Genomic DNA, 26,340 nt, shown 5'->3' on the forward strand with positions numbered 1-26,340 from the left:
ATCACTGTTAAAATTGCGGCGTCCCGGACCTCCACAAGCGGGTGAGAGAGGTCAGACGCGGTCTCTTTCACCCAATCAATGCGTCGCTCCAACATCTAAGATGAAGCCTGATAAAATCTGTGAAAACGGATCAGCAGCAGCCTGATCCTGGAGCGCAACCGAGGAGATTCACTTTTGGTGCCGGGCCGCAGACACCTGGCAGACAGAGTTCCTTGGCCAGGCAATCCGTATGCTTGAGACCGAGCTGAAATACCAGCACGTCGCCTTTTACCTGAGCTTCCGTTACCGGAAACTGACTGACGGAAAAGTCTTCGAATTCGATTTCGACAGGCAGATCGTGATGAGGCAGCACGTCCCCGGCTTTGCCGAAAATCATGCTGAGTTTTCCTGCGACGAGGCGGTGGTCTGTATCGTCTGCGGTCCAGGTTTGCAGCAGGCAGCTTTCGGTGCTGCGGCGGGTGCCGCCGCAATCGATGAAGTTCTTTTTCACATGGCCCACCTCCGTGATGTGAAAATGCGCCGGGATGAAACCGCCATCTGGCAGCACCAAAAGCAGTGTTTTTTCAGAGTGGGACTCGAGATGAGAAAGGAATTCGGTGATGTTCATAAAGAGGGCGTTGGGATTCTAAAAAGTTCAGTCGCAGCAATCGGTCTCGCAGGTAGTGGCATCAGGGGCCAGCTCATCCAGGCATCGGAGAAAGGTGCCCAGGCAGGAGCAGGCGAGCCGGTAATAGATGTTCAGGCCGCGCTTTTCACAGGTCAGCACTCCGGCCTTGCGCATCAGCGTGAGGTGCTTGGAAACAGTGGACATATCCGCCCCCACAAGAGCCTGGAGATCGCAGACACATTTCTCGCCACTCATGAGCGTTTCGGCGATGAGCATGCGTGAAGGATGCGCCAGGGCTTTGATCACTTCCACACGGCGCGCGGTGGCCTCGGGTGAGACGGGTGGTTGTTTCGCGGTCATCTATTTGGTTATTTTGCCAAATAGATGAGAATATGCAAGTGCCGTTTTTGCTGCGTCCCCGGACTTGCCAGCACCGCTCCCCCCGCTTTCATGTCCGCGCATGAGAACTGTACCTACCTTCCTCGTCGTCGCCTCAGTTGCAGCCATCACCGGCCTGACTAGTTGTGGCACCTCCACTGAAACACCGACAGAGACCGCTGACACATCGGCCTCAGCCAGCGCCGCTCCTGCCGATACGGCGGAGGGTGACATCACTGATCCAGCCCAGGCCCGTAAGAGCACCCACCTGACCAAAGCGGCCGCTAAAATCCAGAACGGAGTGACTACCCGCCGCGACATCATCGGTAAGCTGGGAATGTTCTACACCAAGGGTACCAATGCAGCCGGACAGGCCACAGGTACCTGGACCTATAAACCCAGCGAGTCCACGGGCAAAGCCTGGATCCCCGGCTCTGCTTTCATTCCTGGAGCCGTCATCACTTATTACCAGTCTGTGACGGCTGTGTTTGGTCCCAACGACGTCGTCATCTCCCACAGCTTCCTTGAAAGCACGAAGGAGAAGACCGGGCTGGGCTTCAGCTACGGCTCATAAACGACCCGCGATTAGAGCGCGTGCCAGGCCTACGCCTGCACGCGCTTTTTGTTGCCTCCCTATCCTTCACTAGCCAAAGGGCAGGCAACAAAAAGTTGCTGGAACACTCTCAGCGGAGGCCTGGAAAGATCTCGCTGAGTCATGCCTTGCCTGTTTAAAAACTCAGTCCGCTTTTAGGCCAGTGCCCCCTTGTGGGAAACTGGCCATACACGACAAAACGGACGTGCCAGAGCAGCCATTTGGCCAATTTGCCAAATAGCCCTTTACTTGGCATTTTAGCCAATTAGTGTTGATTGCTCCTTAGCAACCAACACGTTCCCCCTTCAATGTCCGACGCTGTCGCTAAAAACATGTCTTTTCTCGACCGCTATCTGACGGTCTGGATTTTCGCGGCCATGCTGATTGGCGTCTTGCTGGGGCAGTTCGTGATGACCGATCCGGAGGCTTTCTTTGCACCGCTGACCATCGGCACCACGAATCTCCCCATCGCTATCGGGCTGATTCTCATGATGTATCCGCCGTTGGCTAAGGTGAAGTATTCACAGCTTCCCAAAGTCTTTGCCAATATGCGCATCCTCAGCTTGTCCCTGGTTCAAAACTGGATTGTGGGGCCGGTCCTGATGTTCCTCCTGGCGGTGTTCTTTCTGCCAGATCATCCCGATTACATGGTGGGGCTAATCCTGGTTGGCATCGCCCGCTGCATCGCCATGGTGCTGGTGTGGAATGAGCTGGCCCAAGGCAGCCGGGAGTATGCGGCAGGCTTGGTCGCACTGAACAGCATCGCACAAATCCTCTTTTACAGCGTCTTCGCCTGGCTGTTCATCACGGTGCTGCCGCCCTACTTTGGACTTGAGGGACGGGTGGTGGAGATCGCCATGCAGGACATCTTTTGGAGTGTGATGATCTACCTGGGGATACCTTTTGCCGCAGGTGTACTCAGCCGGGTGATCCTGGTGCCCATGAAGGGAGAAGCGTGGTATGAGCAGAAGTTCATCCCGCTTATTTCTCCGGTCACGCTCTCGGCACTGCTATTCACGATTGTGGTGATGTTTACCTTCAAGGGCGAGGCCATCGTGGATCTCCCCATGGATGTACTCCGCATCGCCATTCCCCTGACACTTTATTTTGTGATCATGTTTTTTGTTAGCTTCTACATGGCCAAAAAACTCGGGGCAGACTATCCCCGCACCACATCGCTGGCATTCACCTCCTCAGGAAACAATTTCGAACTGGCGATCGCTGTAGCCATTGCGGTCTTTGGTATCCATTCACCCGTGGCCTTTGCCACGGTCGTCGGGCCACTCATCGAGGTACCTGTGCTCATCGGTCTGGTGCATGTGGCTTTGCGGCTCCGCCCGACCTTTGCCCCCGCGAAAGTGTGATACCGATGGCCAGCATTTGAACTGCATCTAAAAGCTCATGAGCAAACCCACCATTCTCATCCTTTGCACTGGCAATTCCTGCCGATCCCATCTCGCAGAAGGCATTCTTCGTTCCGCAATCGCGGATGAATGCATCATAGCCAGCGCCGGATCAAAACCCGCAGGCTATGTTCATCCCCTGGCCATCAAAGTGATGGCCGAGATCGGCATTGATATCAGCGCCCATCGCTCCAAGCACATGGATGACTTTCTGGATCAGTCCGTGGAGACGGTGATCACGGTCTGCGGAAATGCAGACCAGGCATGCCCGATTTTTCCGGGACAATTAAACCGCCATCACTGGGGATTTGATGATCCCGCTCATGCCACAGGTACAGAAGAGGAGCAGCTTGTGGTCTTTCGCCGCGTGCGTGATGAAATCAGCAAAGTCTTCACCGCCTACGCCTGCGGTCGGCTGGACCAAGCTAAAGCGAACTGATCAGGCTCCGCGACCGCTGCGGATTGATCCCCCAGCTAGACTCCGGAGGCCAGGATAGTCCCAGCCCCCGAAATTAAGCGGACTCAATCATCCACTTTGAGAATGCGGCCATCGGCTAGAATCTCGACTTCAAGCGTCTTGCCCTGAGTCTTGATTTCCACCTCATACTTCACCTTGCCATCATCAGTCTCCGCTTCGGCTTTAACAAAAAGTGCGTCAGGAAACCGGTCCAGGATCGCCAGGGGAATAGCAGGCGGCAAGTTCTCCATTTTTACGTCATCCCCCGCATGAGCTGGGGATAGGCACAGGACACAGGCAGCGATAGCCAGCGCAAGCAGGCCGGCTCTGATTTCACGGATAAATGCAGTATTCATGATCTGAAGAAGTTGAATTTTTTGATGCCGGATCAACAAAAACGGCACTGATAATTTCGTCTCCTTCCCCACCAATGGCTGTAAAATTGTACATTCTGGGATACGGGGCAGATTTCAGTGTGGCAGATGACAAAAAGATGCAATCGCCCCGGTCTAAAGACGTTTACTCCCCCTCCAAATCACTGATGAAGATCAAGACATACTTTCTGTTCGCCCTCGTCGCCACCGGACTTGCCCACTTGCAGGCGGCACCGCCCAAGGCACCCAAACTTGTCGTGGCGATTGTCGTGGACCAGCTTCGTTATGATTACCTGGACCGCTTTCATCATCAGTTCGGCGAAGGTGGGCTAAAATTGCTGACCGATGAAGGAGCCTTCATGACCTTTGCACAGTATGATTACTCTCCGACGATCACCGCCCCGGGGCATGCCAGCTTCTTCAGTGGCAGTTCACCGATGATGCACGGGATCATCGGCAATGAGTGGTTCGATAAACGCACGGGACAACCCATGTACTGCGTGAGCGATGACGCCGTAAACGGTGTAGGCACCGACCCTCAGGGCAAGGCCGGCAAAATGTCCCCACGCAATTTCATCGGCAGCACGGTGGCAGACCAAATGCGCCTGCACTGGGACTCCAAAGTGGTGGCCATCTCCATCAAGGACCGCGGAGCCATCCTGCCAGGGGGCAAGAAGCCCGCAGGTGCCTTCTGGTTTGAATCCGCCACCGGCAATTTCATCACCAGCAGTTATTACATGCAGGAGCTGCCCGCATGGGTCAAAGCCTTCAATGACAGCAAGCGGCCAGATGCCTTCATCGGCCAGACCTGGGAGCGTCTGCTGGATGAAAAAGAATACCTCAATCCCGATGATGCGGCAGGCGAATCCAGCCTGGCTGGAGAAACCACCCGCACCTTTCCTCATCAAGTGATCAAAGAAGAAAAGGACGGTTATGAACCCATCCTCTCCACCCCCTTTGGCAATCAGTTGCTCGCCGAATTTGCCAAGGCAGCCATTGAGGGGGAAAACCTGGGCCAGGGCAGCAAGCCAGATCTTCTTTGTGTCTCCTTTTCATCCAATGATTATTGCGGCCACAGGTTCGGCCCCTATTCACAGGAGGTCCAGGACATCACCCTGCGCATGGACCGGCAGTTTCAGGAATTCTTTGCCTACCTGGACAAAAAGATTGGCCTAACCAATGTGACCATCGTCCTCACGGCGGACCACGGCGTCTGCCCCACCCCAGAAAATGCTCAGGAGCAGGGTCTGGACGCTGGCCGCCCGCCCCTTTCAGACATGATGAATGAATTGCAGGAAAAACTGGCCGAGCGCTTCGGGCCTGGACGCTATTTCCTGGGTGCCAAAATCGGATTCAAGCCACGCCTCAGCGATGGGAACCTGTATTTCAACTATCCCGTGCTCATCGAAAAGCAGCTTTCACCGGAAACCGTCACCTCCTTCGCACGCGAATGGGCTTTATCCACCGGCGTGTTTCATGCCGTTTACGGGCGTGAACAATTGCTGGACGGACGTGCACCAGGAGTCATCGGCCAGCGTGTGATGAAAGGCTTCAACGGCGAGCGCAGCGGGGACATTGTTTTCATTCCGAAACCCTTCCTCATCTCAGGTAGCGGCAAGCCAGGCGCGGGCACCACTCACGGCTCCCCTTTTTCTTATGATACCCATATCCCGGTGCTGTTTTATGGAGCCAGCTTCAAGGCAGGCCGTTATGCCGATGAATTTTACATTACGGACATCGCGCCCACCCTTTCCGCCGCACTCGGCATCCAGGAGCCACCCGCCTGCATGGGCAAGCCGATGGTTAAAATCTTGAAGTAATCACCGGAACTCGGGCTAAACCCGGCGCAGGTATTCGCAACCAAGGCCAGCCGAAAGTGCATCCGAGGTCCCCCCTTAGAGGTATAGTGAGATGAAGATTTCAATCAAGATCATCAATCCTGCACACCCAGGGCTTTCCCTGGTATGGTAAATGCACCTGCCAAGCGGGATCCCCAATTCCCATATGAAAACCAAAACACTCATCGATATCGGCATTAGTGAAGCTGACCGCACCGAGATCGCCGCCGGACTTTCACGACTGCTTGCCGATAGCTACACTCTCTATTTGCAGACTCATAACTTCCACTGGAACGTCACCGGACCGATGTTCCAGACGCTGCATGTGATGTTTGAAACGCATTACACCGAGCTGGCCCTGGCCGTGGATACCATTGCCGAGCGCATCCGCTCCCTGGGCATGCATGCACCTGGAACGTATGCGGAATTTGTGCGCCTGAGTTCGATTGAAGAAGTCCCCGGAGTGCCCAAGGCCAAGGAGATGATCGCGCTTCTGGTCACCGGCCATGAGGCTGTCGTCCGCACTGCACGCTCCATTTTTCCAGTCGTCGAAAAAGCTGCCGATGAAGCCAGCGCGGACCTCCTTACCCAGCGCATCCAGCTCCACGAAAAAACCGCCTGGATGCTCCGCAGCCTTCTCGAAGACTAATCCCGCGCACGAAATCTCCCTGAGATCTTCCGCAGCTAATCCGATACACTCTCTGGCATGTCCGTCGAATTTAAAGACTACTACACCATCCTTGGCGTAAACCGCGAGGCCGGTGAAGACGACATCAAAAAAGCCTTCCGCAAGCTCGCCCGGAAATACCATCCCGATGTGGCCACGGACAAGGCAACCGCAGAGGCTAAGTTCAAGGAGATCAACGAAGCCTATGAAGTCTTGGGAGATCCAGACAAGCGTAAAAAATACGATACGATGGGCGCTCGCTGGGCCGATGACGAAGGCGGATTCCAGCCGCCGCCTCAGAGTGGGACAGGTACTCCCGAGCAAGAATTCCATTTTGGCGGCACGGGCTTCAGTGATTTCTTCGAGCAATATTTCAGCGGAGGCACTCGCTACGGCTTCCCAAATGAGAGTCCCGGCTTCGGCCAAACGCATGCCCAGTCCGGCAATGCACGGCCACGCCGAGGCAGCGATATCGAAGGGGATATCCTCGTCACCCTGATGGAGGCCATGCAGGGAACGGTACGTCCCGTTTCCATGCAGACAGTCAACCGTTCCACGGGCCAGGTGGAGACGCGTGAATTTCAAGTGCGCATCCCCCCAGGTGCCACGGATGGTCGCCGCATCCGCGTGCCGGGGCATGGTGAGCCAGGCCAGGGCGGAGCCGCTGCCGGCGACCTGTTTCTGCGCGTCCGCCATGCTACCCACCCGGACTTTAGCAGCCGTGAAGCAGACATTTATCACGACCTCGACATCGCACCTTGGGAAGCCGTCCTTGGAGCAGAAGTCGTGGTACCAACTTTGGACGGCTCCATTAAATTACGCATACCCGCAGGAGCCGAAAACGGCCAAAAACTCCGCGCACGAAATCGCGGGCTGCCGAAAGGAAAGAACGGCGAAAGAGGCGATTTTTATGTCGTCCTCAATATCCAGCTTCCTGTCACCCTCAGTCCAGAAGAACGCACCCTCTGGGAAAAGCTGCGTGACACCTCCACCTTCCGTGCGCGCCCGGTTTAAACCCACATTGTCACCGAGCCATGACTTCAGATCATTCTTCCACCGAGGCCGGGCCTCTTTATGAGGCAGAAACGGATACTGCCTACTCCATCGAAGTCATTACGGAACTGACTGGCATGGATGCCCAGACCATTATCCGCTACCAGGAGCAAGGGTTTATCCGACCCGCATCAGGGCAAGCCGCAGACAGCGCTTTGTTTGATGCCGAATCACTGCGTCAGCTTCGTCGTATCGAGCACCTCCGCTCCACCTGTGCTGTCAATGACACGGGTCTGAAACTCATCCTGGATCTACTTCATGAGATCGAGTGCCTCCGCCAGGAAAGGCGACAGAGCGTACGATAAATCCATCAGTGAGCCTCTTGTCTGCGTAAGCGCCGCACCATTTTCATCACCTCCAGCGCATTGCGGGTAATGGTCTGCCAGTCCTCCTTTTGAATAACCTCACGGGGTGCCAGCCAGGAACCACCCAGTGCATGCACCGAGGGCTCCATCAAATAAGCCTCCGCATTGCCTGCCGCCACACCGCCTAACGGGATGTATTTCACACCCAAATGGGCAAAGGGTGCCGCGATGGCGCGTAGATACGCCAGGCCTCCGCAGGGTTCAGAGGGAAAGAACTTCAGCAAACGGCAGCCTTGCTCCACAGCCAGCTCAATGTCTGTGGGCGTACAGACCCCGGGAGCGAACGGCAAGCCGATGCGCTGAGCCGCTGCCACCACGCGCGGATTCATTCCTGGTGCCACGCCAAAAGCTGCACCAGCCTCCTTCACCTCGCGCACTTGCTGGGGATTGAGAATGGTTCCCATGCCCACCATCATCCCAGGGACTTCTTCACGAATGCAGCGCAGTGCCTGCATAGCCACCGGAGTGCGCAGTGTCAGCTCGATGCAGTCTACACCGCCTTCCATGAGGGCTTTTGCGACTGGCACCGCAGACTCCGCATGATCCAGCATCAGTACGGCGATGACCCCGGTCTGGTAGAGGTGAAGTTCCAGGGGTTCAGGAAAACAAGAAGAAGACATTCGGAGAGCAAGCGGGATGAATCCCGGTATCTCCATCATGGGGATAATCCCGCATGATGCAGGGAGAAAATAAAAAAGTTAATCTGGGCACATCCACCTCGCTCCACGCCCACGAACCAACACCGGACAGCTCCTTTGTCACTCCCAGTGTCACATCTGTTCAAAGACACTACAAAATTTATCTCACACCCATTTCTACCCTTTGCGTCTGATCTCTTCAGGCACAAAACCCAACCCAAAACGACACAACACCATGAATACAAAATCACTCGCCACACTTAGCTGCATGCTGCTCTCCTCGGCAGCCTTTGCAGGCACCACCCCCATTGCTCCTCAGGTCCAGCCTGAAATATACGAGCCTGTCCTGATCTCGTATTCCAACGTCTCCGTCGGCTATCAATACACCTCGGCTGATTTCCTGGGTGCAGATATCGATGGTCATGGTGCTGGCATCGGCCTTGAAATTTCACCAGTCGATCACTTGTACTTTGCGATCAATGGCTCCTGGTCAGACGTGGACGCCTTTGATGTGGACTTTGATTACTGGACAGGCAAAGCCGGTATCGGTGGTTACATTCCACTGACCGAAAACATTCACTTCGTCACCGAAGTGGGAGCTAGTTATGCCAATCTTTCCCTCGCTGATTTTGATGTCGGCACGGATGACTGGGGCATCTATGTGACGCCTCACTTCCGCATGAAGTTCGGCCAGTTCGAAACGCATATCGGTGTCACCTATGACAGCAATGACCTTGCAGTGACCGAATACTCCGCTTTTGCACGCCTTCTTTATGCCGTCTCTCCAGAGATGGACATCTATGTCGGTGCCAATCGTGGCTTGGATGACAACGATGCTTTTGAAGACGTCTTCGGTCTCCAGGCCGGCCTTCGCTTCAAATTCTAACCGGTCAGAGTTTCATCTCTCAAGCAACGTGCACCTTCATCTGAGGGTGCACGTTTTTTTTGCACACGCAGGGTATCCGCTTCTTGCGATCTTCACAGTACCCTTATGAGAGCTATCTGGAAAGGCACCATCAGTTTTGGACTCGTTTCCATTCCTGTATCGTTGTATCCCGCCATCCGCCGAGAAGATCTTCATTTCCGGCTTTTGCGTGGTGCTGACCACAGCGTGGTTAACTATAAGCGTGTGGCTGAGAACGACGGCAAAGAAGTCCCCTGGGACAAGATCGTCAAAGGTTACGAATACGAAAAGGGCAAGTTCGTCATCATTAAGGATGAGGACTTCCGACGTGTGGATGTGGAAGCCACGCAAACGGTGGACATCATTAATTTTGTGGCTCTGGAAGAAGTAAATCCCCTGCTCTTCTACAAACCCTATCATCTTGAAGTCGCCAAAGGCGGCGGTAAAGCATACATTTTGTTACGCGATGCGTTGGAGAAAAGCGGGAAGATCGCCATTGCCCGCGTCGTGATCAAGACACGCCAGCATCTCGCTGCCATCAAGCCGCAGGGTAAAAATTTGGTTCTCGAGCTGATGCATTTTCCCGATGAACTGCGGGACATGTCCGAGCTCAAAGCCCCGGAAGGAAGTGCTCCGGCCAAGGCCGAAATTAACATGGCTCAAAAGCTCATCGAAAGCATGACCACGCCCTGGAATCCAGAGGAATACAAAGATGAATATCGTGAAGCACTGGAAGAGATGATTGAGGACAAGGTGGCCAATGGTGACTCCAAGCCTGTCAAAGCCGCCAAGACCAAGCGTCCCACCAACGTCATCGATCTGGTTGCCGTGCTCCAGGAAAGCCTGAAAAAATCGGGTTCACGTCCAGCCTCGACATCGAGCACCAAGACGGAAAAGAAGCCCGCCGCGAAATCCACACGTACAACCAAGTCTTCATCCACAGCCAAAGCCGCTAAAAAATCTGCGCCAGCCAAGAAAAGCAAAAGCCGACGAAAGGCGGCATAAGGCCCTCTCATGTCCCTTACAGAATACAAAAAGAAACGGGACTTCAAAAAGACTGCCGAGCCGAAGGGCAAGAAGGAAACCGCTAAGGCCAGAGGCATCCGCCGTTTTGTGGTGCAGAAGCATGCGGCCTCCCGATTGCACTATGACTTCCGGCTGGAGCTGGATGGTACACTCAAGTCCTGGGCCGTCCCCAAAGGAATCCCATTCGCTAAAGGGGAAAAGCGCCTTGCTGTGGAGGTAGAGGATCACCCCATCTCATACATTGATTTTGAAGGCCCCATCCCCAAAGGAGAATACGGAGGCGGCACAGTCATGGTCTGGGATACCGGGACTTATGAACCGCTATCCAAAGCTCCTTTGAAGGAACTCGCAGGTGGAAAACTTCACTTCACACTCAGCGGCAGCAAGTTAAACGGCGAATGGTATTTAGTCAGGTTGCGGGATGAAAAACAGTGGCTTCTCATCCGCGCAGAGGATGACATGAAACCCGTCACCAAGCGCATGGATGATACCTCCGCCATCTCTGGCCGGAACATGAAACAGCTCGCGGATGCAGATCCATGGATCAGTAACCGTCAGACAGACAAATCCACCGGCAAGGTCAAAATCAAGCGCGTAACTAAAAGTGCGGCTAAAGCTACGGCAGCCCTGGAAAAACCCGTCAAAATGCCAGCGTTCGTGGAGCCCATGAAGGCCCGCCTAGTCGCCACGCCCCCCACTGATGACGGCTGGATCTATGAGGTCAAATTTGACGGCTTCCGTGCCCTCGCCTTCAAGCAAGGTAAAGAGGTGAGCCTCATTTCGCGCACGGAACATGACATGACGCACAAGTTTCCTGAAGTCACCGAAGCGCTCCAGGCACTGGATCTACCCAACTGCATTCTTGATGGTGAAGTTGTGGCCCTGGATGACAAAGGCCGCTCCTCCTTTCAAATGCTTCAGGCCTATGAGTTAGGGCAGGAGCAGCCGCCGCTTTGTTATTACGCCTTCGACCTTTTAAGCCTCAAAGGCCGTGATCAAAAGAGCCGTTCCCTCCTGGATCGCAAAGATCGCCTGCGGGAAATCCTGCCTGATTCCGATGTCGTTCGTTATTCAGCGTCTCTGGAAGGCGATGCCTCGGCTCTTCTCAAACAGGCGAGCAAGTTGGGTCTTGAAGGGCTCATTGGCAAGAAGTCCGATTCAACCTATGAAGCTGGCAAGCGCAGCGGCCACTGGATCAAACTGAAGCTCAATGCCGAGCAGGAAGTGGTGATTGGTGGTTACACACCACCCGCTGGCAGCCGCACTCAATTTGGAGCCCTCATTGTGGGCGTGCATGTGGATGGCAAACTCCAGTGCGTGGGCAAAGTGGGCACTGGCTTCAATGCAAAACTACTCCGCGAACTGCATGCGCAATTCCAGCCCTTGATCCAGGAAAAATGCCCTTTTAGCAATCTGCCAGTAGAAAGCAGCGGTCGCTGGGGACAGGGCATTACCAAAAGGGAAATGAAAAAATGCACCTGGCTCAAATCCAAACTCGTGTGTCAGGTCAAATTTGCTGAATGGACGCGCGACTCGCGACTGCGCCAGCCTGTTTTTGTGGGGATGCGTGAAGACAAACGAGCTAGCGAAGTCATCCGCGAAAAACCCGCCTCATGAGCAAAAAATCCCAGCTTGAAGTCGAAGGTGTACAGGTGCCGGTGAGCAATCTGGAAAAGGTCATGTATCCCAAAACTGGCTTCACCAAGGGAGATGTTATCAACTATTATATCCGTGTCGCGGAATACATGCTTCCACATCTCGCCTCACGGGCCATCACACTGAAGCGATACCCGGATGGAGTGGATGGCTTTTTCTTCTATGAGAAACAATGCCCTGACCATGCACCCGAATGGATCAAGACTACCAAGGTGGCTAAAACAGATGGCAGCATTGATTACTGCGTGATTGGTGATCTCCCCTCACTCGTATGGGTGGCGAATCTGGCCAACTTGGAATTCCATACTTTTTTACACCGCAAAACTGCGGTCAAACGTCCTGCCGTGCTTGCCTTCGACCTCGATCCTGGACCACCTGCGGATATTTTGACCTGCTGTAAAGTAGGCCTCCTGCTGAAAGACCTGTTTGACTCCCTCGGGCTACAAAGCTTCCCCAAAACATCCGGCTCGAAAGGTCTCCAGGTTTACGTGCCGCTGAACACCCCTGTGACCTATGATCGAACCAAAGCCTTTGCCCAGGCCATTGCACAGGCGCTGGAACAGCAATGCCCTGACCTTGTCGTTTCCAAGATGCTGAAAAAGCTCCGCGATGGAAAAGTCCTGCTGGACTGGAGTCAAAACGATGACCACAAAACCACCGTGAATGTCTATTCACTGAGGGCCAAAGAACGTCCCACGATCTCCACCCCTGTAACCTGGGAGGAAGTGGAAAATGCATTGAAACGCAAGAAGCCCCTCGTCTTTGAAACGAAGGACATCTTTAAACGCCTGAAGAAACATGGCGACCTTTTTGCCCCCGTGCTGACTCTGAAGCAAAAGCTTCCAGCCATTCGCTCATTGGAGTAACAGATCGCGGAGGGTTCGACTTAGGGAGCCGCGTTTACTGGAGCGGGGCTGCTCATATCAGCATCACCCGGCGCAGCTCTGCCCCAGAGGAAAAACCACATGGCCAGGCCGATCAACGCCAAGATGGCGAAAAAGAGCACCGTACAACCCAACCCGCCACGACCCGATCTAATTTCAGGTTCAGTAAATTTATCATTCATAAGATTATATAGTTTTAGTTAGACCTGAATTCGGTCATGCATGTTTGATCGCCACAGGAGCACCCGATTCGATGGATTTGTACAAGGCTTCCAGGATGCGCATATCAGCCAGCCCCATCTCCCCCGGTGTGTGGCACTTTTCATCGTTCAGGATCGACTTTGAAAAATGATCCATCTCCTTGCTGAAATGGTTCTCTGCTTGCAGCAGCACTTCCTTTGCTTCTGCATCACCGCTCTTGGCATCGCCTTCTTTGACATGCAGCCGCAACCCCCGATAACTGAAGGCAGGGTCCATGTTCAGATAACCTTCTGTGCCATGCACCCGATAAAATCGGCTTTCCGCCATACCGAAAGAACAATCACAATGAGCCAACGCTCCAGAAGGATACTTCAGAGTGTAGGCAACACTTTCCGGCACTTCGCGAAAACGAGGATCATCCTCAGGTTTCCTCGCATAAGCAAAAACCTCCACAGGCTCCTCACCGAGGGTATACCTCGCCGCATTGATGCTGTAAACGCCCACGTCCCCTAGCGGTCCACCACCCAATTTGCCACTCAATCGTATGTTAGGCGCTTTGACATCCTGAGCGTTTGTGGAAACAAAGGTCTTGATCTTGCCTAGCGCTCCGCTTTTGCAGATCTCCATCGCCTTCATGTTAAAAGGCTCGTAGTGCAGCCGGTAGGCGATCATCAATTTCTTCTTCGCCTCCTGGGATGCCGCGATCATTTCTTCAGCCTCCTGCACTGTGTTGGACATGGGTTTTTCGCACAGGACATGCTTGCCCGCCTTCAATCCACGGATCGTAAATTCCGCATGCATGCTGTTAGGCAGGACGATGTAAATGACATCCACCCTTTTGTCATCCGCTAGGCGATCATACGTTTCATAGTCGTATATAGCATCTTCGTTGATGCCATAAAACTTGGCCACTTTACGCGCTTTATCCGGATGGCCGCTGACCAGTGCGACTGGCTTCGAGTATTCACATTCCGCAAACGCTGGCATGATCTCTTCCAAAGCGAGCTGACCGAGACCGACAATTGCCCACCCGACCTGCTTTTCGTTCTTAACTGGCAGCTTCAAGTTAGCTGGTTGTTTGTCAGGAGGGGCCAATGGAATGGCTGCGCTTTTAGATCCGATACTCTCTCCTGGAGCCTGATTGCCTGAAGCTCCGACCGAAGGTGCAGCCAGCAGACTTGGGCTGATGCCGACCATTCCAGACAGACCAGCGGAAGAGAACAGGAAACGGCGGCGGCTGGTGTTTAAAGTATTCATGTCTGACTAAGATCGGCCCGAGATTCCCCTCTGGATGTTTCATGTGCACGTCTGCTTAACAAAACAAACGGCCTGGCATAAGCCAGGCCGTTTTAGATTTAAACTGTGTTCAGAGGGACCTTAATAGGTTTGCACCGTCTGTGTCTGCACCGTTCCATAAGGAGTAGTGCGCGTGGTTGTTTCCTCCATGGTTGTCACGGTAGTGGGAGGCACCTGGACCGGTACGACTTCCACTTCAGTTTCGCAACTGGTGACAAAACCAAGACCAAGGACAGCCAACGATAGGATAAGAAATGATTTCATAGTGTGCGGGATTGCATTGTTTATTCGGTTACGGTCGTCCGAATGGTTGTTCTTTTTTCTTCAATCACAGGAACTGGAGCGACGACGGCTGTTTTGACGATGACCTTGGAAGCGACCAGATTTTCTCCAACCTGCGTATACTGAATGGTGACAGGCTGGCCTGCGCGCACTGTCTCAATGGCCACAGGGTTACCCGCTTCATCCACGTAAGTGGTGGTCTGCGCAGAACTATACCGGACAGGTGTTGGAGACGAATCACTGCGGATGATCAGCCTTTCTGGGCCGAACTCGCTGATGACGCCTGAAGATGTCGTCACGGTTTCTGTCATTGCAGGGCTTTGGGCACGTGTCCTTACCACCACTTTGTCAGCCACGAGTGCATCTCCCACCCGGGTATAATGAACAGTGGCGGGCAGACCGGAACGAATCACCGTTGCAGATACTGGCGTGCCTGTTTCATCGACATAAGTGGTTCGTTCACTGAAGGTATACCGCATCGGTTGGGCTCCCGATTGGGTTCGGATGATGACAGCCTGAGGGCCGAATTCACTGATGGTGCCATCGGCAGTCGTGGCTGTGGTCACGGTTTCCACCGTCTGAGTTTGTGCGAGCGTAATACCGGTCACACACAATGCCCCGGTGGTAAGGGCAGTTTTGAGGATTCGAGCAAAGATGGTTTTCATATCAGGAGGGTTAATGGATCGACGAAGTGCTTTTGCTGCACTCTTCACATCTCCATCGCGCGCGGCACCGAAACCGTGTGCATCATAGTTTGTTAACCGAAAATTTAAACAGTCTTATCCGCTTCAATAATTGTCCTCAGAGCACGCAAAGTCAGCACACCATTCGAAACACAATGCATGAAAACGATTTCCTTCCTGTGCTTCCTGGCAGCCCTTTCCACACTCCGCTCCATCGCAGCTCCGCCTGAAACGTCTCCCACTTTAAATCTCAATCTGGAAGAAGCGGCGGTTTTCCAAAACCAGCAAATCACAGGAGTCACCGTTTCCAAAACTGGTCGCCTGTTTGTCAATTTCCCCTTTTGGTCCGATGATCATACCGATTCCGTTTTGGAAATCCTTCCAGACGGATCTACCCGGCCTTATCCAGACTCCAAATGGAACAATAAAAAGGGTGCTGCTAAATCTCGATTCATCTGTGTCCAAAGCGTTTATGTGGATGATGAAGACACCTTGTGGATTCTTGATCCCGCGTCCCCAAAAATGGAAGCTGTTGTGCCTGATGGCCCCAAGCTTCTTCAAGTCAATTTGAAGACTGACAAAGTCACCCAAGTCTTTCGCTTTGATCCATCCGTGACACCTGAGAAGTCTTATCTCAATGACATCCGTGTGGACATTGTTAGCGGTCATGCATTCATCACAGACAGTGGCACGGGTGCACTCATCGTGCTCGATATCAAAACCGGGAAAGCCCGTAGACTGCTGCATGAGCATCCTTCAACCAAAGCCGAAGAAGGAGTCGAGCTCCTGGTGGACGGCATCAAGGTCATTGATCCTAAAACAGGCAAGGCACCGCAGATTCATTCGGATGGCATCGCCTTAGACAAAGAAGGCGGCTGGCTCTACTACCACGCCCTGACCGGACGCACCCTCTACCGCATCGCCACCGCGGATCTCATCAATCCCAAGCTCACGACGGAGGAACTCGGCAAAAAAGTGGTCAATGTGGCCACCACATCCGCGCCCGATGGCATGCTGGAAGCCGACAACGGATCCCTTTACCTCACCGCTATTGAAAGCGGAGCAATCGTTCACTTTGATCCACGCTCCAAAGAAACGGCGACCCTTATTGAAGATAGCCGTATCCAATGGCCGGATACCCTCAGCCTCGCCCCGGATGGCACGATGTATATTACGGCTTCCCAGATCCATCGTATGCCCCAGTATAATGGCGGCAAGAGCCAGCAAAAGGGTCCTTATACGCTTTACCGTTTTAAGATGAATCCGCCTTCTCCGAAGTCGCCCGAGGAACAAGCGGCACAAAATCCCGATTCGCCATTGCCGAACAGCAGCACCGGACGCTGATCCCTTTTCATCATTTAGACGGGAAATGTGGAGCGGATGGTGGGAATCGAACCCACGTATCAAGCTTGGGAAGCTCGTATTCTACCATTGAACTACACCCGCAGTGGTGTGGAGGACAAGATATGGGCGATGGGGTGGCTGATGTCAAATAACATGGTGAGGTGTTTCGCATGCTCTGGGCTTGAGTTACCCGCCAGACCGGGCATTCTCAGGGGGACAACCATGTTTTACATCTCCACCCGCGGGCAAACGCGCCCCCACTCCTTCACGGAAGCTGTCGAAGTCGGCCTGGCCACTGATGGCGGCTTGTTCCTGCCTGAGAAGCTCCCTGACATTTCTGGGAAACTGGCCAGTTGGGCGGGGCTGACTTACCCCGAGTTGGCGGCGGAGTTTTTCACCCTTTTCGGACCGGACATCCCCGCTGAAGAATGGCGATCCCTCACGGCAGAGGCTTATTCCCGGTTTGATTCCCCGGATGTCGCTCCGCTGAAAAAGATCTCCGAACAGACCTATGTGCTGGAGCTGTGGCACGGCCCCACCCTGGCCTTCAAGGACTTCGCCCTGCAACTCCTCGGCCTTTTGTATAAACGCCAGGTCAAGCTGAAGGGCAAGAAACTGGCTGTGCTGGGTGCCACCTCTGGGGATACCGGGAGTGCGGCCATTCATGGATGCATGGGGCAGGAGGGCATCGAAATCTTCATCCTTTATCCCAATGGCCGTGTGGCTCCGCTGCAAGAGCGCCAGATGGCCTGCACAGGTGCAGCCAACGTCTATGCCATCCCGGTCCCTGGCACCTTTGATGACGCGCAGCGTGTGGTGAAGGAATGCTTTGGAGATCCCTCCTTTGTCTCTGCCGTCAATCTCTCGGCTGTGAACAGCATCAACATCGCCCGTGTGCTGGCCCAATGCGTGTATTACATCTGGGCCTGGATGAAGCTTCCTGAAGAAGCACGGGCCACCGTGGAATTCGTCGTTCCAACGGGCAACTTTGGCAATGTCATGGCCGGATGGATGGCCCAGCAGATGGGCCTTCCTTGTGGAGGATTCCGTGTGGCTACCAATCAGAATGACATCCTCTACCGCTTCTTTGAAACTGGGGAGTATAAACAGGGCGATGTTTCCCCAAGCTATGCACCCAGCATGGACATCCAGGCTGCGTCTAACTTTGAGCGTTATCTCTATTTCATGCTCGGCAAGGACCAGAACCGCGTCCGCGAAATCATGCTGCGTATGAAAAGGGGCGACCGAGTCACCCTGCCGAAAACGGCTTCCAGCTTCCGTGCCAGCCGCATGGATGATGCCACCATCGCCGAAGTCATCGCCCAAGTGTGGAAGGACCACGGATACGTGGTGGACCCTCACACCGCCTGCGCCTTTACCGACATGGCCAAGGACCGCGTCAGTGTCGTGCTGAGCACGGCCAGCCCGGCCAAGTTCCCGGAGGTGGTCCAGGAGGCCACCGGTGCAGAGCCTCTGCACCCCAGCCTCGAAGTGTTGAAAGCCCTGCCGCTGAAGACGGATCCACTGCCAGCCACGGCTGAGGCTGTTAAAGCGTTCATCCGCGAAAAAGTCGGCGCTTAGCGGCGCCTCGCTTCTTCTAGATCCATCGTCATATGTGCGGCCTTCGGCGTCTCCGCCGAAGGACGTTCCTGGATGTTCTTCTCTCAATTCGTTCCATTCATTTCACCAGCCGGACGTTCTTAAATCCTGCCTTGTCACCAAAGACCAGGAAGTTCAGGACCTTCTTCTCCATGCCAAGCAATTCGTGTGTTCCGCTGAGGATCGTCTCATTCACCTGAACCGTTGTCTGGTTGCCTTTGAAGGTGATCCGCACCGGATACCAGACGCCTGTCTCCAGTTCCACGGCCTTGCGTGCCAGCGGCAGGATCTGATCACGGGGTTCTCCCGGAGCAGGATTCTTTGTTAGGCCCACCTGTGTGGCGCTGATTTCGACACGGAAAGATTGTTTGCCTTCACCGGCCTCAATCCTCAATGAATGACGCCCGCCCTGAAACTGGATTTGGTACTCGAGCACCCCATCTGTCACGCCGACTGGCACGCGCAGGTTTGCTCCGGTACCCTTGGCCCCCTTTTGCACGCCCCAGACGGCCCCGTCTTCCGCCTTCCATGCCCCCTTGCTAGCGGTCCAGGGTTTCTCAGGCAGGCTAACCAATGATTCTTCAAGGATTACACTGCCTTCCGCCTTGGTCAGTTCAGCCACCTTGGGCATCATTTTTTCAATGAAGGGCGGCATCTCACGGCTGTAGCCGCCGTTGCGATAACGAACGAGCAGGGTGCTGAGTTCCTTCACCACTTCAGGATTCTCCGCGCTGACATCCTTTGTCTCCGCTGGATCATCTTTGAGGTTAATTAACCTCGGCGCAAACTCGTCCGATTTCTTCCTCTTAATCCCCTCAGCAGGCACGCCCTCGATCCATTTCCACGATCCTTTGCGGACAGCGTAAACACCGTCTGAGCTGTGGATGATCATGTCGCTACGGGCAGCCGGAGCCTCTTTACCCAGCAATGCGGGCAAGATGTTGTAGCTGTCTTCGGCCGCTTCACCTGCCGCAGGCAATTTCTCACCCACGATGGCCGCTGTGGTCGCCAGAATATCCGCCAGGCTCACCATCTCATCACATACCGTTCCGGCCGGGATCTTCCCAGGCCAGCGGGCGATGAAGGGCACCTTGAATCCACCTTCCCACACGGTGTGTTTGCCACCGCGCAGATCGCCATTCACCTTCAGTCCGGCCTTGTAGGCCACCGTCTGCGGCATCTCACGCTCTGGATGGAAAACACCGCCATTGTCGGCGGTAAAAATGATCAGGGTATTGTCTGCTATGCCCTTTTCATCCAAGGCCGCCAGGATACCTCCGACACTGCGGTCCAGCTCATGAATCCAGTCTCCGTATGGCCCTGCTTTGCTCGTTCCAGCGATGTCTTTATCTGGTGTCACTGGGTTGTGAACGGCCACCGGCGTATAGTATAAAAAGAATGGTGTGTCCTTTTTCTGAGCCTTGATCCACTCCGCCGATTTCTCTGTCAAATACGGCATCACACGCTCATTCACCCGGTGGGGTGCATCCAGATCCAGAGGCTCATTCTTGTGGCTCTCCGTATCCTCGATGGTGTAGGTGGCTTTGAAATTTGGGTTGTCACGATCAGGGCCGCTGATCTTCATGTGCGCCGGGATTTTGCCATTGCGCAGACCATAGACAAAACGGTTCTCCACATACACGCCGGTCAGGTCTCCATGGTTGGCGGGCACGCCGAAATGGTAGTCAAATCCGATGTCCAGCGGCCCCGGGGAAAGCTCTGCCGCATAGTCCGTCCTCCAGGCCGGGGACTCATCCGCCTTGCCATAGCCCAAGTGCCATTTGCCGATCGCCGCCGTGCTATAACCCTGCTTTTTGAGCAGTGATGCCATGTTCAGCCGTGTCGTTTCAATGTGCAGGGGCGAGAACATGCCCAGCACCCCGTGCTTCTCCGATGTCCGCCAGCAATACCGTCCCGTGATCACCGAATACCGCGTGGGCGAGCAAACCGAGGAGGTGGTATTCGCATCCGTAAACCTCCGCCCTTCCTTAGCCAACCGGTCCAAGTTCGGCGTCTGGATCAGCTTCCCATCCGCTCCGTAACAGCCCACACTGCCATAACCATAATCATCTGAGAGAATGACAATGATGTTAGGCCGGTCCGCTGCAAACGCAGTGAGACCAGCAAGACATAGAATGGCGAGCAAGGTTTTCATGAGCCCCTGGAAACGCCAAGTGTCGGATTTCATAGCGCGAAATTTTCGTCCGTCGTGACTGTCATCCCGCCGCCGGGTCATGGGGAGAAATCAAAAAACATCCCCATGTGGGATCTGGAGAGGCAAGACCTTCATTTTCAATGGTTTAGAATGGGGATGAAAATCCCCATGTCCTCCCCATCGATCCCCATCCCGTCCCCCTGGGCACATCGAGAGAGTATACCAGGGGATACGAATGGAGTTGGAGGCGATGGACATTGGAAGACCACCGCGCGGCCCCAGGAGGGCGAATCGGCAGGAAATCAGGTGAGCCATGACGTGGCATTCTTTAAGGAACCAGGAGCTCGCGGACCGTGCCTGAAGGCCCCCTGGGGAGAAATGAAAAACATCCCCATTTGGGGATTTGAATCGCAAGGCTTTCATTTTCAATTGGTTAGGATGGGGATGTAAATCCCCACGATTTCCCCATCATCCCCATCATCCTCATGGGGATGCGCGGGGGAAGGTGGCAAACGTGGCAGGGAGAAGAAGGAATGGCTGGCGGCGAGGTTTAGAAATAACATCACTGTACATTATTTACGGATGACGTGCAAGCGGACTCCGTCCCGGACCCGATGAGATACCTCCTCTCACGTCATGCCGCCATCGCCCAAACCCATCTCTTCGCACCAGAGGAAAACAAACTTCATGGCAACTTTGTAATCCTTATACTGTCGTTACCATGCTTCCAGCAGATCATTTGCCTCTCTTGCAAGGGTAACATAGCCTTTGGAAATCGCCTCCCGTTTTACTAGGTTAACGATCTCTTTCGCCTTCTCTGCCTCCCCCTTCGCCGCGAGCACCTTGGCCGAAATCATTTTCGCTTCCCACTCTCCCTCTGAATCCGCAAGGTCTGCATACATTTTTAGACAGTCATTAGTCTGTTCCTGGCATTCCGTCATATTGCCTTTGGCAAGATGCCATTTGGCCAAACCTTGAAGAGCGTTGGCTTCACCAAGAACTTCCTTGATTTCACGATAAATCGATAGCGCGGCGTCGAAGGTGGATCTCGCCTCATCTAACTTCTTTGTTTGCAACAGCAGGTCCCCCAGCGACTTTAGCGTATTGGCTTCGCCAAGAACTTCCTTGATGTCGCGATAGATCACCATCGCCTTATCGTAGGAAGCGCGTGCCTCCTTGAACTTACCTGTGCGCAGTAGCAACTCTCCCAGCGACTTGAGAGTGTTGGCTTCGCCCAGCCGGTCCTTGATCTCTCGAAATATGCCTAGCGCGTCATCGTAGCTATAACGGGCCTCTTCCAGCTTCCCGGTGATTACTTGCAGGTCACCCAGCGATATTAGCGTGTTCGCTTCTCCAAGGCGTTCCTTGACTTCACGGAAAATCGCCAATGACTCTTCGTAACAATTCAGTGCTTCTTCCAGTTTCTCGGTACGAACAAGCAGTTCACCTAGTGACTGGAGTGAGTAAGCTTCTCCAACTCGTGCCTTGACTTCACGATATATCCCCATCGCCCTATCGTATCTGGACTGTGCCTCTTCCAGCTTACCCGTCCGCACCAGCAGGTCACCCAGCGACTTGAGAGTGTTGGCTTCTCCAAGGCGTTCCTTGACCTCACGAAAAATCGCAAGCGCCTCGTTGTAGCTAGACTGTGCTTGCTCCAGTTTGCCGGTCCGCACAAGAAGGTCTCCCAGTGACCGGAGCGTGCTGGCTTCGCCGTGGCGTTGCTTGACCGCACGAAAAATCGCCAATGCTTCATCGTAGCTAGACCGTGCTTCCTCCAGTCTCCCGGTGCGAACCAGAAGTTCACCCAGTGACCGGAGCGTATTACCTTCTCCATTGCGTGACTTGACCTTACGGTAGATCTCAAGCGCCTCATCATAGTTAGTGCGCGCCTCCTCCAACTTATCGGCGAGAACCAGCAACTCACCATGGAAAAATAGGGTGTTTGCAAGACTGGTGGTGGGAGATCCCTCTCGAGCCGACGCCTCAGCACATCTCAATATCTCCTCTCCTTCCAGGGGCCTACCTAACAATTTCAAAATTTGGGCTTTCTTTACCCAGGCATCCACCAAGCCTAATTTGTCATGAGATTGCTCAAAGTTTAGCCAGCTATCAACCACAATAAGCGCCTCTTGATACGCATCGGCCATGGTAAGAATCTGGGTCGTGGCGTTGTAATATTCTGGACGATCTGAAAACCTTTTTACTCCAGCCATCAATAGATCGACAGAGTCTTGACGTAATCCTTGAAGTCTCAACTCCTCTGCCAGATTCGTCCAATATGAGGCCCAACCCGTGACTGATGCCGTAATGTTAACCAGCGCCTTCCAATCCAATCCGCGTTGGTGCCTGTTAGGTGCGAGAGCCTGAATCCATAACGCGCGCGCCGCTCCCAATACTCCGGCAAGTCCAGGCCAATCGGATTTTTGAACTGAGAAAAGATGTTGTCGTTCCTTCCGAAAAGTTTCCAGCAGCGCGCTTCGCTCGGATTTCGTCATTCTTGGTAAGCTCAATAGTACACCCCTGAGAATGGTTCCTTCCGAGTTGAAAGCCGGTGTATTCGCCAAATAATTCAGAGCGTGACGCAACCATCCAGGGTAGGGTTTGTCTGGCTCAGTTTGAGAAGTGAGCGAGGACAAAATGGCTTTAGCAACCTTCGGCTCCAGCCCTGCATCCCAGGATAGAGCTTTGGTAAGTGGATGCTCCAACGGAAGCCCGTCCTCCTTCTGTTTACCTGCCTCATCCTGACCGGATAGCTTGAAGCGGAGCGGCTCGATTTTGCCCCCCAAACGGTCTGCAAGATGGCGGTATTTTTTTGCAGGCTCCGAGTCCTCATGCCTGAGGAGTATGGGATCCTCAAGGAGCGCAAGCTGTGCATTATACGGAATCTGTATCGGCGTTGGAACCAGGCCAATCTCGCCGAACATTTCTCGCTCCTCAACATCCACATGCCTGCCCAAGGTATCGGCAATGGCCCGTGAACGCTTCTCCGTCAATTCAAGTTCTCCCAGAGGCACAGGGCTGACAACAATGGTGATACGCCTCAACCAATCCGCAGTTTCCACTGAACGCTGAATCTCCAGCAGAGTGGATTCCAATCCCCAGAGATTTTGTTGATTGAGTCCTGTAACCAGGACAATGCGGTCAGAGGACTGGGTGAGAAGCAAATCTGCAATCCCGGTAATCCCAGTGCGGGCGTCAATAAAAATGGCATCTGGCCGTTCTGCTTCAGGCAAGGTGACAAACTGGGAACGAATCTGCTCGATCACCGGGTTTTTTCCCCCGTCCTTATGGGTGCGGCGAATCACCTCTGTAAGAGGAGCATCCATCGCATGTACGCGATCAGAATAATGGGTTGTCCCCGAGCAGTCGTCCTTGAGCAGAGCCGCAGGAACGAGCTTCAAAAAACCTGCCCCCTCCTTAAGCTTGGAGGCAATCACAGGAGAATAAGCGCACGCGGCCAAATTGATGGGTGGCGGAGGCGGCTCTCCCCGACGAACGGCTTCGTCCAGCAAGACGAGCCATTCGAAGAAATCCAGAACCCCAGGACGAGCAGGGTTAGTCTCATCCTCTTCTGCCTTCATGCATTCCATGAGGCTGAGGCCTGGGGCGTGAAGATCAAAGTCAATGAGCAGCACATTTTTTCCCCGCTGGGCAAACTCACAGGCGGTATTGAGAAGCGCCTGGGTACGGCCCACCCCGCCCTTGAAGCTGAAAAATGTGATGATCTCCATGGGGCAGAATTTATTCCTACTACGCTGCTGCCTTTAGGCAGTCGAGCAAGTCGGTCGTAACGGATCCGGTTGGGGATTTGTACTTTAAAGGGATCTCTTCATGGGCTTTTTTTGCGGTTTGTGGGAGCCTCTCAGGAGATTTACAACCAAGAATTGCTTTTCGCTTGGCTTCATTCCTGAACAAGGCGCTCATGCATTCGACAAAATGGTCCCAGGGCAGGCCGCGCTCTTCATGTCGGCGGTCCTGGAGATACCCTCCAAAATCGTCATGCAGCTTGGTCAACTGTTCCTGACCTGTTGCGCTGACCTCCAGAGATGCTCCAACCACATAGAACCAGCGCTTGATCTCCTGAACAGAAGCATTGCGATTCACAGCAACCCGCCAAAAGTCCGTAAGCCGGTCTACGGTGACAAAGGAGGGATGACGAATTGCTGCGTCCTCCAAAAAGAGACGTGCCCCCTGATCTAGGGGCCATGCTTTGTCGCGCAGGGCGTTGAGCCACATGGTTTCCAACCAAGCCGGCTGAAGAGCATGCCACCCGAGGTAGAGGCGGAAGGATTCAGTCCAAAAGTCATCTGGCTTAACTTTGGAACCAGCCACAAGGACCAAAAACTCCTGCCTCTCTGCCACAAGTCCGGAAAGCTTGCGCACGCAACGACCCTTGAAAGACTCTTCCGGCATGCCCTCTGGCAACATTCGGAGAAGACGCACCATGGCAAAGGCGAATGGCCAGTCGCAAACCGTCGCTTCGTTCTGGATCCTGGCCTGCTCCAAGTCGTCAATAAGCTTCTCCGCACAGTTCTCAAACGCCTCTCGGCCTCGGGGGGCTACTTCCTTCCATGCCAGAGCAGCGGTCGCCACTGGATCATGCTCATCAGGGTCAAGGGTTGCAGGATTCCGGTCAACCATCACGGCCCGGATTTTCGTCGCGAAACCGGGATCGTTTTTTTTTGCGAGGACGTTCAATTCGTCCAATAGGATGGTTCGGAGACTCATGGGGGCGAGAGACTATTCCATGCGGTTTCACATTCTGCATCAAATAACCCAAGAAGATGGACGGTGCGAACACCGCCTTCGAGAGCCGGAACTGCAATGTGGGGATGGACAAATTCCCGTAAACCGTCCTTTGCCGAATGCCGGCGCAGGATCTTTAAAAGCGGCCAAGTCAGGCCATGAGGGTCAGGGGCCTTTCCCGGCAGAAAACAATAGCCCTTGAAGTTCAAAGCATCCATGGCGGTCGGTTTCCACGCCCCTCCTTGAATGACCCCGTCCACGAGCAGCGCAGCGTCAAACTCGATTGCAACCAAGCCCATGGCCTCCCTGCGGCGACCGCGTGTTTCGTAACCCGGCAGGGCCAACTCGCGCAACACTGTCCATGCGGCGTCTTGCGTTCCCTGTTTCATTCCTTTCGCAGCCAGCAGATCCAAGGGAGATTGATCCGAGAGCCAGAATGATGAACCGTTGGCGCACAGGCTGACCAAACCGCCGTCAGGCTGCACTGGCAAACTGGCTGGCGCGGCGGCGGTGAACCAATCATAGACTGCCTTTTTCCAAACCCCACCGGCCCCCAAAAAATTGAAGCGAAGAGCATTCAGTGGAGCAACGTTCCACACGCGCCCGGTGAGGCTCTCAAACGCCGAAGCTTTGCGAAAAAAGAAGTCGCAGCCTGCACCTGCGATCATGGGATTGAGTGCTTTACCGGCCTCCATGAGCAAATCAGCGAACGAAAGTCCTGCCGCTCGCGATGACGGACGCGCATCTAAACGTCTTGTGGCTTCTGCCAAGGCGGGAAGAGGGAGATTTTCTCCGCGTCCGGGAGGTGCACCGTTTGGATAAGTCCACGATGCTGAACGGAGAGTTGGCGCATCAAGCTCCAAATTTTCCACCAAACGCTTTCTCCGACGGGTGGCCAAAATGGGCATTTTGTGCCCTGAGTAGGGCCCAGGAGCATTGGCAAGTTGGTCAAGGAACTGTTGCATTAAGGAAAAGAAGGAGAATCTCAAGCGAAGATCCCTCAGATAGTCAAGAAGAAACGGTCTAAACACGTATAGGTCAAACAGTGAAGCGGTGGCAACATTACTATTGACTGCTGCGACTCTATGAGAGAATGCGGTCCTGGGGGGGACCGCGCTTGAATGGCGCGGCTAGAGGCGGAACCCCGTTGGAGTTCGACGGGAAGGGTATCTTGGGAGCATACGCCCAG

At 54.1% G+C, this 26,340-nt stretch carries 25 protein-coding genes and 1 tRNA gene; 13 read left to right on the plus strand and 13 right to left on the minus strand.

All coding sequences use genetic code 11. The features are described from left to right. Positions 1-130: 130 nt before the first annotated feature. Both EI77_RS02940 and EI77_RS02945 read right to left on the minus strand, forming a co-directional pair. On the minus strand, positions 131-607 hold the full coding sequence (locus tag EI77_RS02940) for a DUF6428 family protein (protein ID WP_133793253.1): 477 nt from the start codon (positions 605-607) through the stop codon (positions 131-133). A gap of 27 nt (positions 608-634) precedes the next feature. Next, positions 635-967, minus strand: a complete 333-nt coding sequence (locus EI77_RS02945) for an ArsR/SmtB family transcription factor (RefSeq protein WP_133793254.1) — start codon at positions 965-967, stop codon at positions 635-637. 100 nt (positions 968-1,067) lie between these two features. Here EI77_RS02945 and EI77_RS02950 point away from each other — a divergent pair, with 100 nt between their 5' ends. The 3 genes from EI77_RS02950 to EI77_RS02960 all read left to right on the plus strand — a co-directional run bounded on the left by EI77_RS02950 (position 1,068) and on the right by EI77_RS02960 (position 3,419). Beyond that, entirely contained in the window at positions 1,068-1,559 is a 492-nt protein-coding gene (locus EI77_RS02950; protein WP_133793255.1) for a hypothetical protein, read from the plus strand. A 326-nt stretch (positions 1,560-1,885) separates the two neighbouring features. Then, positions 1,886-2,941: an ACR3 family arsenite efflux transporter gene (arsB, locus tag EI77_RS02955; protein WP_133793256.1), complete on the plus strand. Its 1,056-nt coding sequence runs from the start codon at positions 1,886-1,888 to the stop codon at positions 2,939-2,941. A 37-nt stretch (positions 2,942-2,978) separates the two neighbouring features. Continuing rightward, the gene (locus tag EI77_RS02960; protein WP_133793257.1) at positions 2,979-3,419 is read left to right on the plus strand and encodes an arsenate reductase ArsC; all 441 of its coding nucleotides are present in this window, start codon (positions 2,979-2,981) and stop codon (positions 3,417-3,419) included. 83 nt (positions 3,420-3,502) lie between these two features. On the opposite strand, the gene EI77_RS02965 is transcribed toward EI77_RS02960, so the two are convergent. Continuing rightward, positions 3,503-3,793 carry a PepSY domain-containing protein gene (locus EI77_RS02965; protein WP_133793258.1) on the minus strand — a complete coding sequence of 97 codons (291 nt, stop codon included), beginning with the start codon at positions 3,791-3,793 and terminating at the stop codon, positions 3,503-3,505. Between the two features lie 74 nt (positions 3,794-3,867). Here EI77_RS02965 and EI77_RS02970 point away from each other — a divergent pair, with 74 nt between their 5' ends. From EI77_RS02970 to EI77_RS02985, 4 genes are all read left to right on the plus strand, one after another. Next, entirely contained in the window at positions 3,868-5,631 is a 1,764-nt protein-coding gene (locus tag EI77_RS02970) for an alkaline phosphatase family protein (protein ID WP_133793259.1), read from the plus strand. 184 nt (positions 5,632-5,815) lie between these two features. Beyond that, positions 5,816-6,298 carry a Dps family protein gene (locus EI77_RS02975; RefSeq protein WP_133793260.1) on the plus strand — a complete coding sequence of 161 codons (483 nt, stop codon included), beginning with the start codon at positions 5,816-5,818 and terminating at the stop codon, positions 6,296-6,298. A gap of 57 nt (positions 6,299-6,355) precedes the next feature. Then, complete coding sequence (locus EI77_RS02980; RefSeq protein ID WP_133793261.1) at positions 6,356-7,330, plus strand: DnaJ C-terminal domain-containing protein; 975 nt, start codon at positions 6,356-6,358, stop codon at positions 7,328-7,330. A gap of 20 nt (positions 7,331-7,350) precedes the next feature. Further along, a complete protein-coding gene (locus tag EI77_RS02985; RefSeq protein WP_133793262.1) occupies positions 7,351-7,674 on the plus strand; it encodes a chaperone modulator CbpM in 324 nt (107 codons plus the stop codon). Positions 7,675-7,679: 5 nt separating this feature from the next. On the opposite strand, the gene eda is transcribed toward EI77_RS02985, so the two are convergent. Then, positions 7,680-8,354 carry a bifunctional 4-hydroxy-2-oxoglutarate aldolase/2-dehydro-3-deoxy-phosphogluconate aldolase gene (gene eda, locus EI77_RS02990; RefSeq protein ID WP_133793263.1) on the minus strand — a complete coding sequence of 225 codons (675 nt, stop codon included), beginning with the start codon at positions 8,352-8,354 and terminating at the stop codon, positions 7,680-7,682. A gap of 253 nt (positions 8,355-8,607) precedes the next feature. Between eda and EI77_RS02995 the strand changes: the two genes are divergently transcribed. The 4 genes from EI77_RS02995 (at position 8,608) to ligD (EI77_RS03010) (ending at position 12,824) form a co-directional block, all read left to right on the plus strand. Next, positions 8,608-9,258 carry a hypothetical protein gene (locus EI77_RS02995; protein WP_133793264.1) on the plus strand — a complete coding sequence of 217 codons (651 nt, stop codon included), beginning with the start codon at positions 8,608-8,610 and terminating at the stop codon, positions 9,256-9,258. Positions 9,259-9,363: 105 nt separating this feature from the next. Then, positions 9,364-10,281, plus strand: coding sequence for a non-homologous end joining protein Ku (gene ku / locus EI77_RS03000; protein ID WP_133793265.1), 918 nt, complete (start codon positions 9,364-9,366; stop codon positions 10,279-10,281). A gap of 9 nt (positions 10,282-10,290) precedes the next feature. After that, the gene (ligD, locus tag EI77_RS03005) at positions 10,291-11,919 is read left to right on the plus strand and encodes a non-homologous end-joining DNA ligase (protein WP_133793266.1); all 1,629 of its coding nucleotides are present in this window, start codon (positions 10,291-10,293) and stop codon (positions 11,917-11,919) included. Beyond that, on the plus strand, positions 11,916-12,824 hold the full coding sequence (ligD, locus tag EI77_RS03010) for a non-homologous end-joining DNA ligase (RefSeq protein WP_133793267.1): 909 nt from the start codon (positions 11,916-11,918) through the stop codon (positions 12,822-12,824). Before ligD (EI77_RS03005) ends, ligD (EI77_RS03010) begins: the two co-directional genes overlap by 4 nt. A 234-nt stretch (positions 12,825-13,058) precedes the next feature. Here the strand turns inward: ligD (EI77_RS03010) and EI77_RS03015 are convergent, their stop codons facing one another. The 3 genes from EI77_RS03015 to EI77_RS03025 all read right to left on the minus strand — a co-directional run bounded on the left by EI77_RS03015 (position 13,059) and on the right by EI77_RS03025 (position 15,286). After that, positions 13,059-14,300 carry a Gfo/Idh/MocA family protein gene (locus tag EI77_RS03015; RefSeq protein WP_133793268.1) on the minus strand — a complete coding sequence of 414 codons (1,242 nt, stop codon included), beginning with the start codon at positions 14,298-14,300 and terminating at the stop codon, positions 13,059-13,061. A 120-nt stretch (positions 14,301-14,420) separates the two neighbouring features. Further along, positions 14,421-14,603, minus strand: coding sequence for a hypothetical protein (locus EI77_RS03020; RefSeq protein WP_133793269.1), 183 nt, complete (start codon positions 14,601-14,603; stop codon positions 14,421-14,423). A 20-nt stretch (positions 14,604-14,623) separates the two neighbouring features. Beyond that, entirely contained in the window at positions 14,624-15,286 is a 663-nt protein-coding gene (locus EI77_RS03025; RefSeq protein WP_133793270.1) for a hypothetical protein, read from the minus strand. Positions 15,287-15,463: 177 nt separating this feature from the next. On the opposite strand from EI77_RS03025, the gene EI77_RS03030 reads away from it, so the two are divergent. After that, positions 15,464-16,648: an SMP-30/gluconolactonase/LRE family protein gene (locus EI77_RS03030; protein WP_133793271.1), complete on the plus strand. Its 1,185-nt coding sequence runs from the start codon at positions 15,464-15,466 to the stop codon at positions 16,646-16,648. A 28-nt stretch (positions 16,649-16,676) separates the two neighbouring features. Here EI77_RS03030 and EI77_RS03035 read toward each other — a convergent pair. Then, positions 16,677-16,750 (minus strand) — tRNA-Gly (locus EI77_RS03035). 120 nt (positions 16,751-16,870) lie between these two features. On the opposite strand from EI77_RS03035, the gene thrC reads away from it, so the two are divergent. After that, positions 16,871-18,229, plus strand: coding sequence for a threonine synthase (thrC, locus tag EI77_RS03040; protein ID WP_133793272.1), 1,359 nt, complete (start codon positions 16,871-16,873; stop codon positions 18,227-18,229). Between the two features lie 97 nt (positions 18,230-18,326). Here thrC and EI77_RS03045 read toward each other — a convergent pair whose 3' ends face one another. The 5 genes from EI77_RS03045 to EI77_RS03060 form a co-directional block, all read right to left on the minus strand. After that, on the minus strand, positions 18,327-20,435 hold the full coding sequence (locus EI77_RS03045; RefSeq protein ID WP_166646998.1) for a sulfatase family protein: 2,109 nt from the start codon (positions 20,433-20,435) through the stop codon (positions 18,327-18,329). A 392-nt stretch (positions 20,436-20,827) separates the two neighbouring features. Beyond that, positions 20,828-20,965, minus strand: a complete 138-nt coding sequence (locus EI77_RS23235; RefSeq protein WP_166646999.1) for a hypothetical protein — start codon at positions 20,963-20,965, stop codon at positions 20,828-20,830. A 153-nt stretch (positions 20,966-21,118) separates the two neighbouring features. Further along, the gene (locus EI77_RS03050) at positions 21,119-24,136 is read right to left on the minus strand and encodes a tetratricopeptide repeat protein (RefSeq protein WP_133793274.1); all 3,018 of its coding nucleotides are present in this window, start codon (positions 24,134-24,136) and stop codon (positions 21,119-21,121) included. A 19-nt stretch (positions 24,137-24,155) separates the two neighbouring features. After that, positions 24,156-25,133: a hypothetical protein gene (locus tag EI77_RS03055; protein ID WP_133793275.1), complete on the minus strand. Its 978-nt coding sequence runs from the start codon at positions 25,131-25,133 to the stop codon at positions 24,156-24,158. Beyond that, on the minus strand, positions 25,130-25,921 hold the full coding sequence (locus tag EI77_RS03060) for a hypothetical protein (RefSeq protein ID WP_133793276.1): 792 nt from the start codon (positions 25,919-25,921) through the stop codon (positions 25,130-25,132). The genes EI77_RS03055 and EI77_RS03060 overlap by 4 nt, the downstream gene beginning before the upstream one ends. Positions 25,922-26,340 lie beyond the last annotated feature (419 nt).

The organism is Prosthecobacter fusiformis (assembly GCF_004364345.1).
Classification (GTDB): domain Bacteria; phylum Verrucomicrobiota; class Verrucomicrobiia; order Verrucomicrobiales; family Verrucomicrobiaceae; genus Prosthecobacter; species Prosthecobacter fusiformis.

Excerpts from the sequence above, each read along its gene's own strand:
- EI77_RS02980 (WP_133793261.1), top strand. The coding sequence starts at position 6,356 with ATGTCCGTCGAATTTAAAGACTACTACACCATCCTTGGCGTAAACCGC.
- ligD (WP_133793266.1), top strand. The coding sequence starts at position 10,291 with ATGTCCCTTACAGAATACAAAAAGAAACGGGACTTCAAAAAGACTGCC.
- EI77_RS03030 (WP_133793271.1), top strand. The coding sequence starts at position 15,464 with ATGAAAACGATTTCCTTCCTGTGCTTCCTGGCAGCCCTTTCCACACTC.
- EI77_RS03025 (WP_133793270.1), bottom strand. The coding sequence starts at position 15,286 with ATGAAAACCATCTTTGCTCGAATCCTCAAAACTGCCCTTACCACCGGG.
- EI77_RS03020 (WP_133793269.1), bottom strand. The coding sequence starts at position 14,603 with ATGAAATCATTTCTTATCCTATCGTTGGCTGTCCTTGGTCTTGGTTTT.
- EI77_RS02965 (WP_133793258.1), bottom strand. The coding sequence starts at position 3,793 with ATGAATACTGCATTTATCCGTGAAATCAGAGCCGGCCTGCTTGCGCTG.
- EI77_RS23235 (WP_166646999.1), bottom strand. The coding sequence starts at position 20,965 with ATGTTATTTCTAAACCTCGCCGCCAGCCATTCCTTCTTCTCCCTGCCA.
- EI77_RS02960 (WP_133793257.1), top strand. The coding sequence starts at position 2,979 with ATGAGCAAACCCACCATTCTCATCCTTTGCACTGGCAATTCCTGCCGA.
- EI77_RS03055 (WP_133793275.1), bottom strand. The coding sequence starts at position 25,133 with ATGAGTCTCCGAACCATCCTATTGGACGAATTGAACGTCCTCGCAAAA.
- EI77_RS02970 (WP_133793259.1), top strand. The coding sequence starts at position 3,868 with ATGGCTGTAAAATTGTACATTCTGGGATACGGGGCAGATTTCAGTGTG.
- EI77_RS03050 (WP_133793274.1), bottom strand. The coding sequence starts at position 24,136 with ATGGAGATCATCACATTTTTCAGCTTCAAGGGCGGGGTGGGCCGTACC.
- EI77_RS02950 (WP_133793255.1), top strand. The coding sequence starts at position 1,068 with ATGAGAACTGTACCTACCTTCCTCGTCGTCGCCTCAGTTGCAGCCATC.
- EI77_RS02985 (WP_133793262.1), top strand. The coding sequence starts at position 7,351 with ATGACTTCAGATCATTCTTCCACCGAGGCCGGGCCTCTTTATGAGGCA.
- EI77_RS02975 (WP_133793260.1), top strand. The coding sequence starts at position 5,816 with ATGAAAACCAAAACACTCATCGATATCGGCATTAGTGAAGCTGACCGC.
- EI77_RS02940 (WP_133793253.1), bottom strand. The coding sequence starts at position 607 with ATGAACATCACCGAATTCCTTTCTCATCTCGAGTCCCACTCTGAAAAA.
- arsB (WP_133793256.1), top strand. The coding sequence starts at position 1,886 with ATGTCCGACGCTGTCGCTAAAAACATGTCTTTTCTCGACCGCTATCTG.
- EI77_RS02945 (WP_133793254.1), bottom strand. The coding sequence starts at position 967 with ATGACCGCGAAACAACCACCCGTCTCACCCGAGGCCACCGCGCGCCGT.
- ku (WP_133793265.1), top strand. The coding sequence starts at position 9,364 with ATGAGAGCTATCTGGAAAGGCACCATCAGTTTTGGACTCGTTTCCATT.
- EI77_RS02995 (WP_133793264.1), top strand. The coding sequence starts at position 8,608 with ATGAATACAAAATCACTCGCCACACTTAGCTGCATGCTGCTCTCCTCG.
- ligD (WP_133793267.1), top strand. The coding sequence starts at position 11,916 with ATGAGCAAAAAATCCCAGCTTGAAGTCGAAGGTGTACAGGTGCCGGTG.
- EI77_RS03045 (WP_166646998.1), bottom strand. The coding sequence starts at position 20,435 with ATGAAATCCGACACTTGGCGTTTCCAGGGGCTCATGAAAACCTTGCTC.
- eda (WP_133793263.1), bottom strand. The coding sequence starts at position 8,354 with ATGTCTTCTTCTTGTTTTCCTGAACCCCTGGAACTTCACCTCTACCAG.
- EI77_RS03015 (WP_133793268.1), bottom strand. The coding sequence starts at position 14,300 with ATGAATACTTTAAACACCAGCCGCCGCCGTTTCCTGTTCTCTTCCGCT.
- thrC (WP_133793272.1), top strand. The coding sequence starts at position 16,871 with ATGTTTTACATCTCCACCCGCGGGCAAACGCGCCCCCACTCCTTCACG.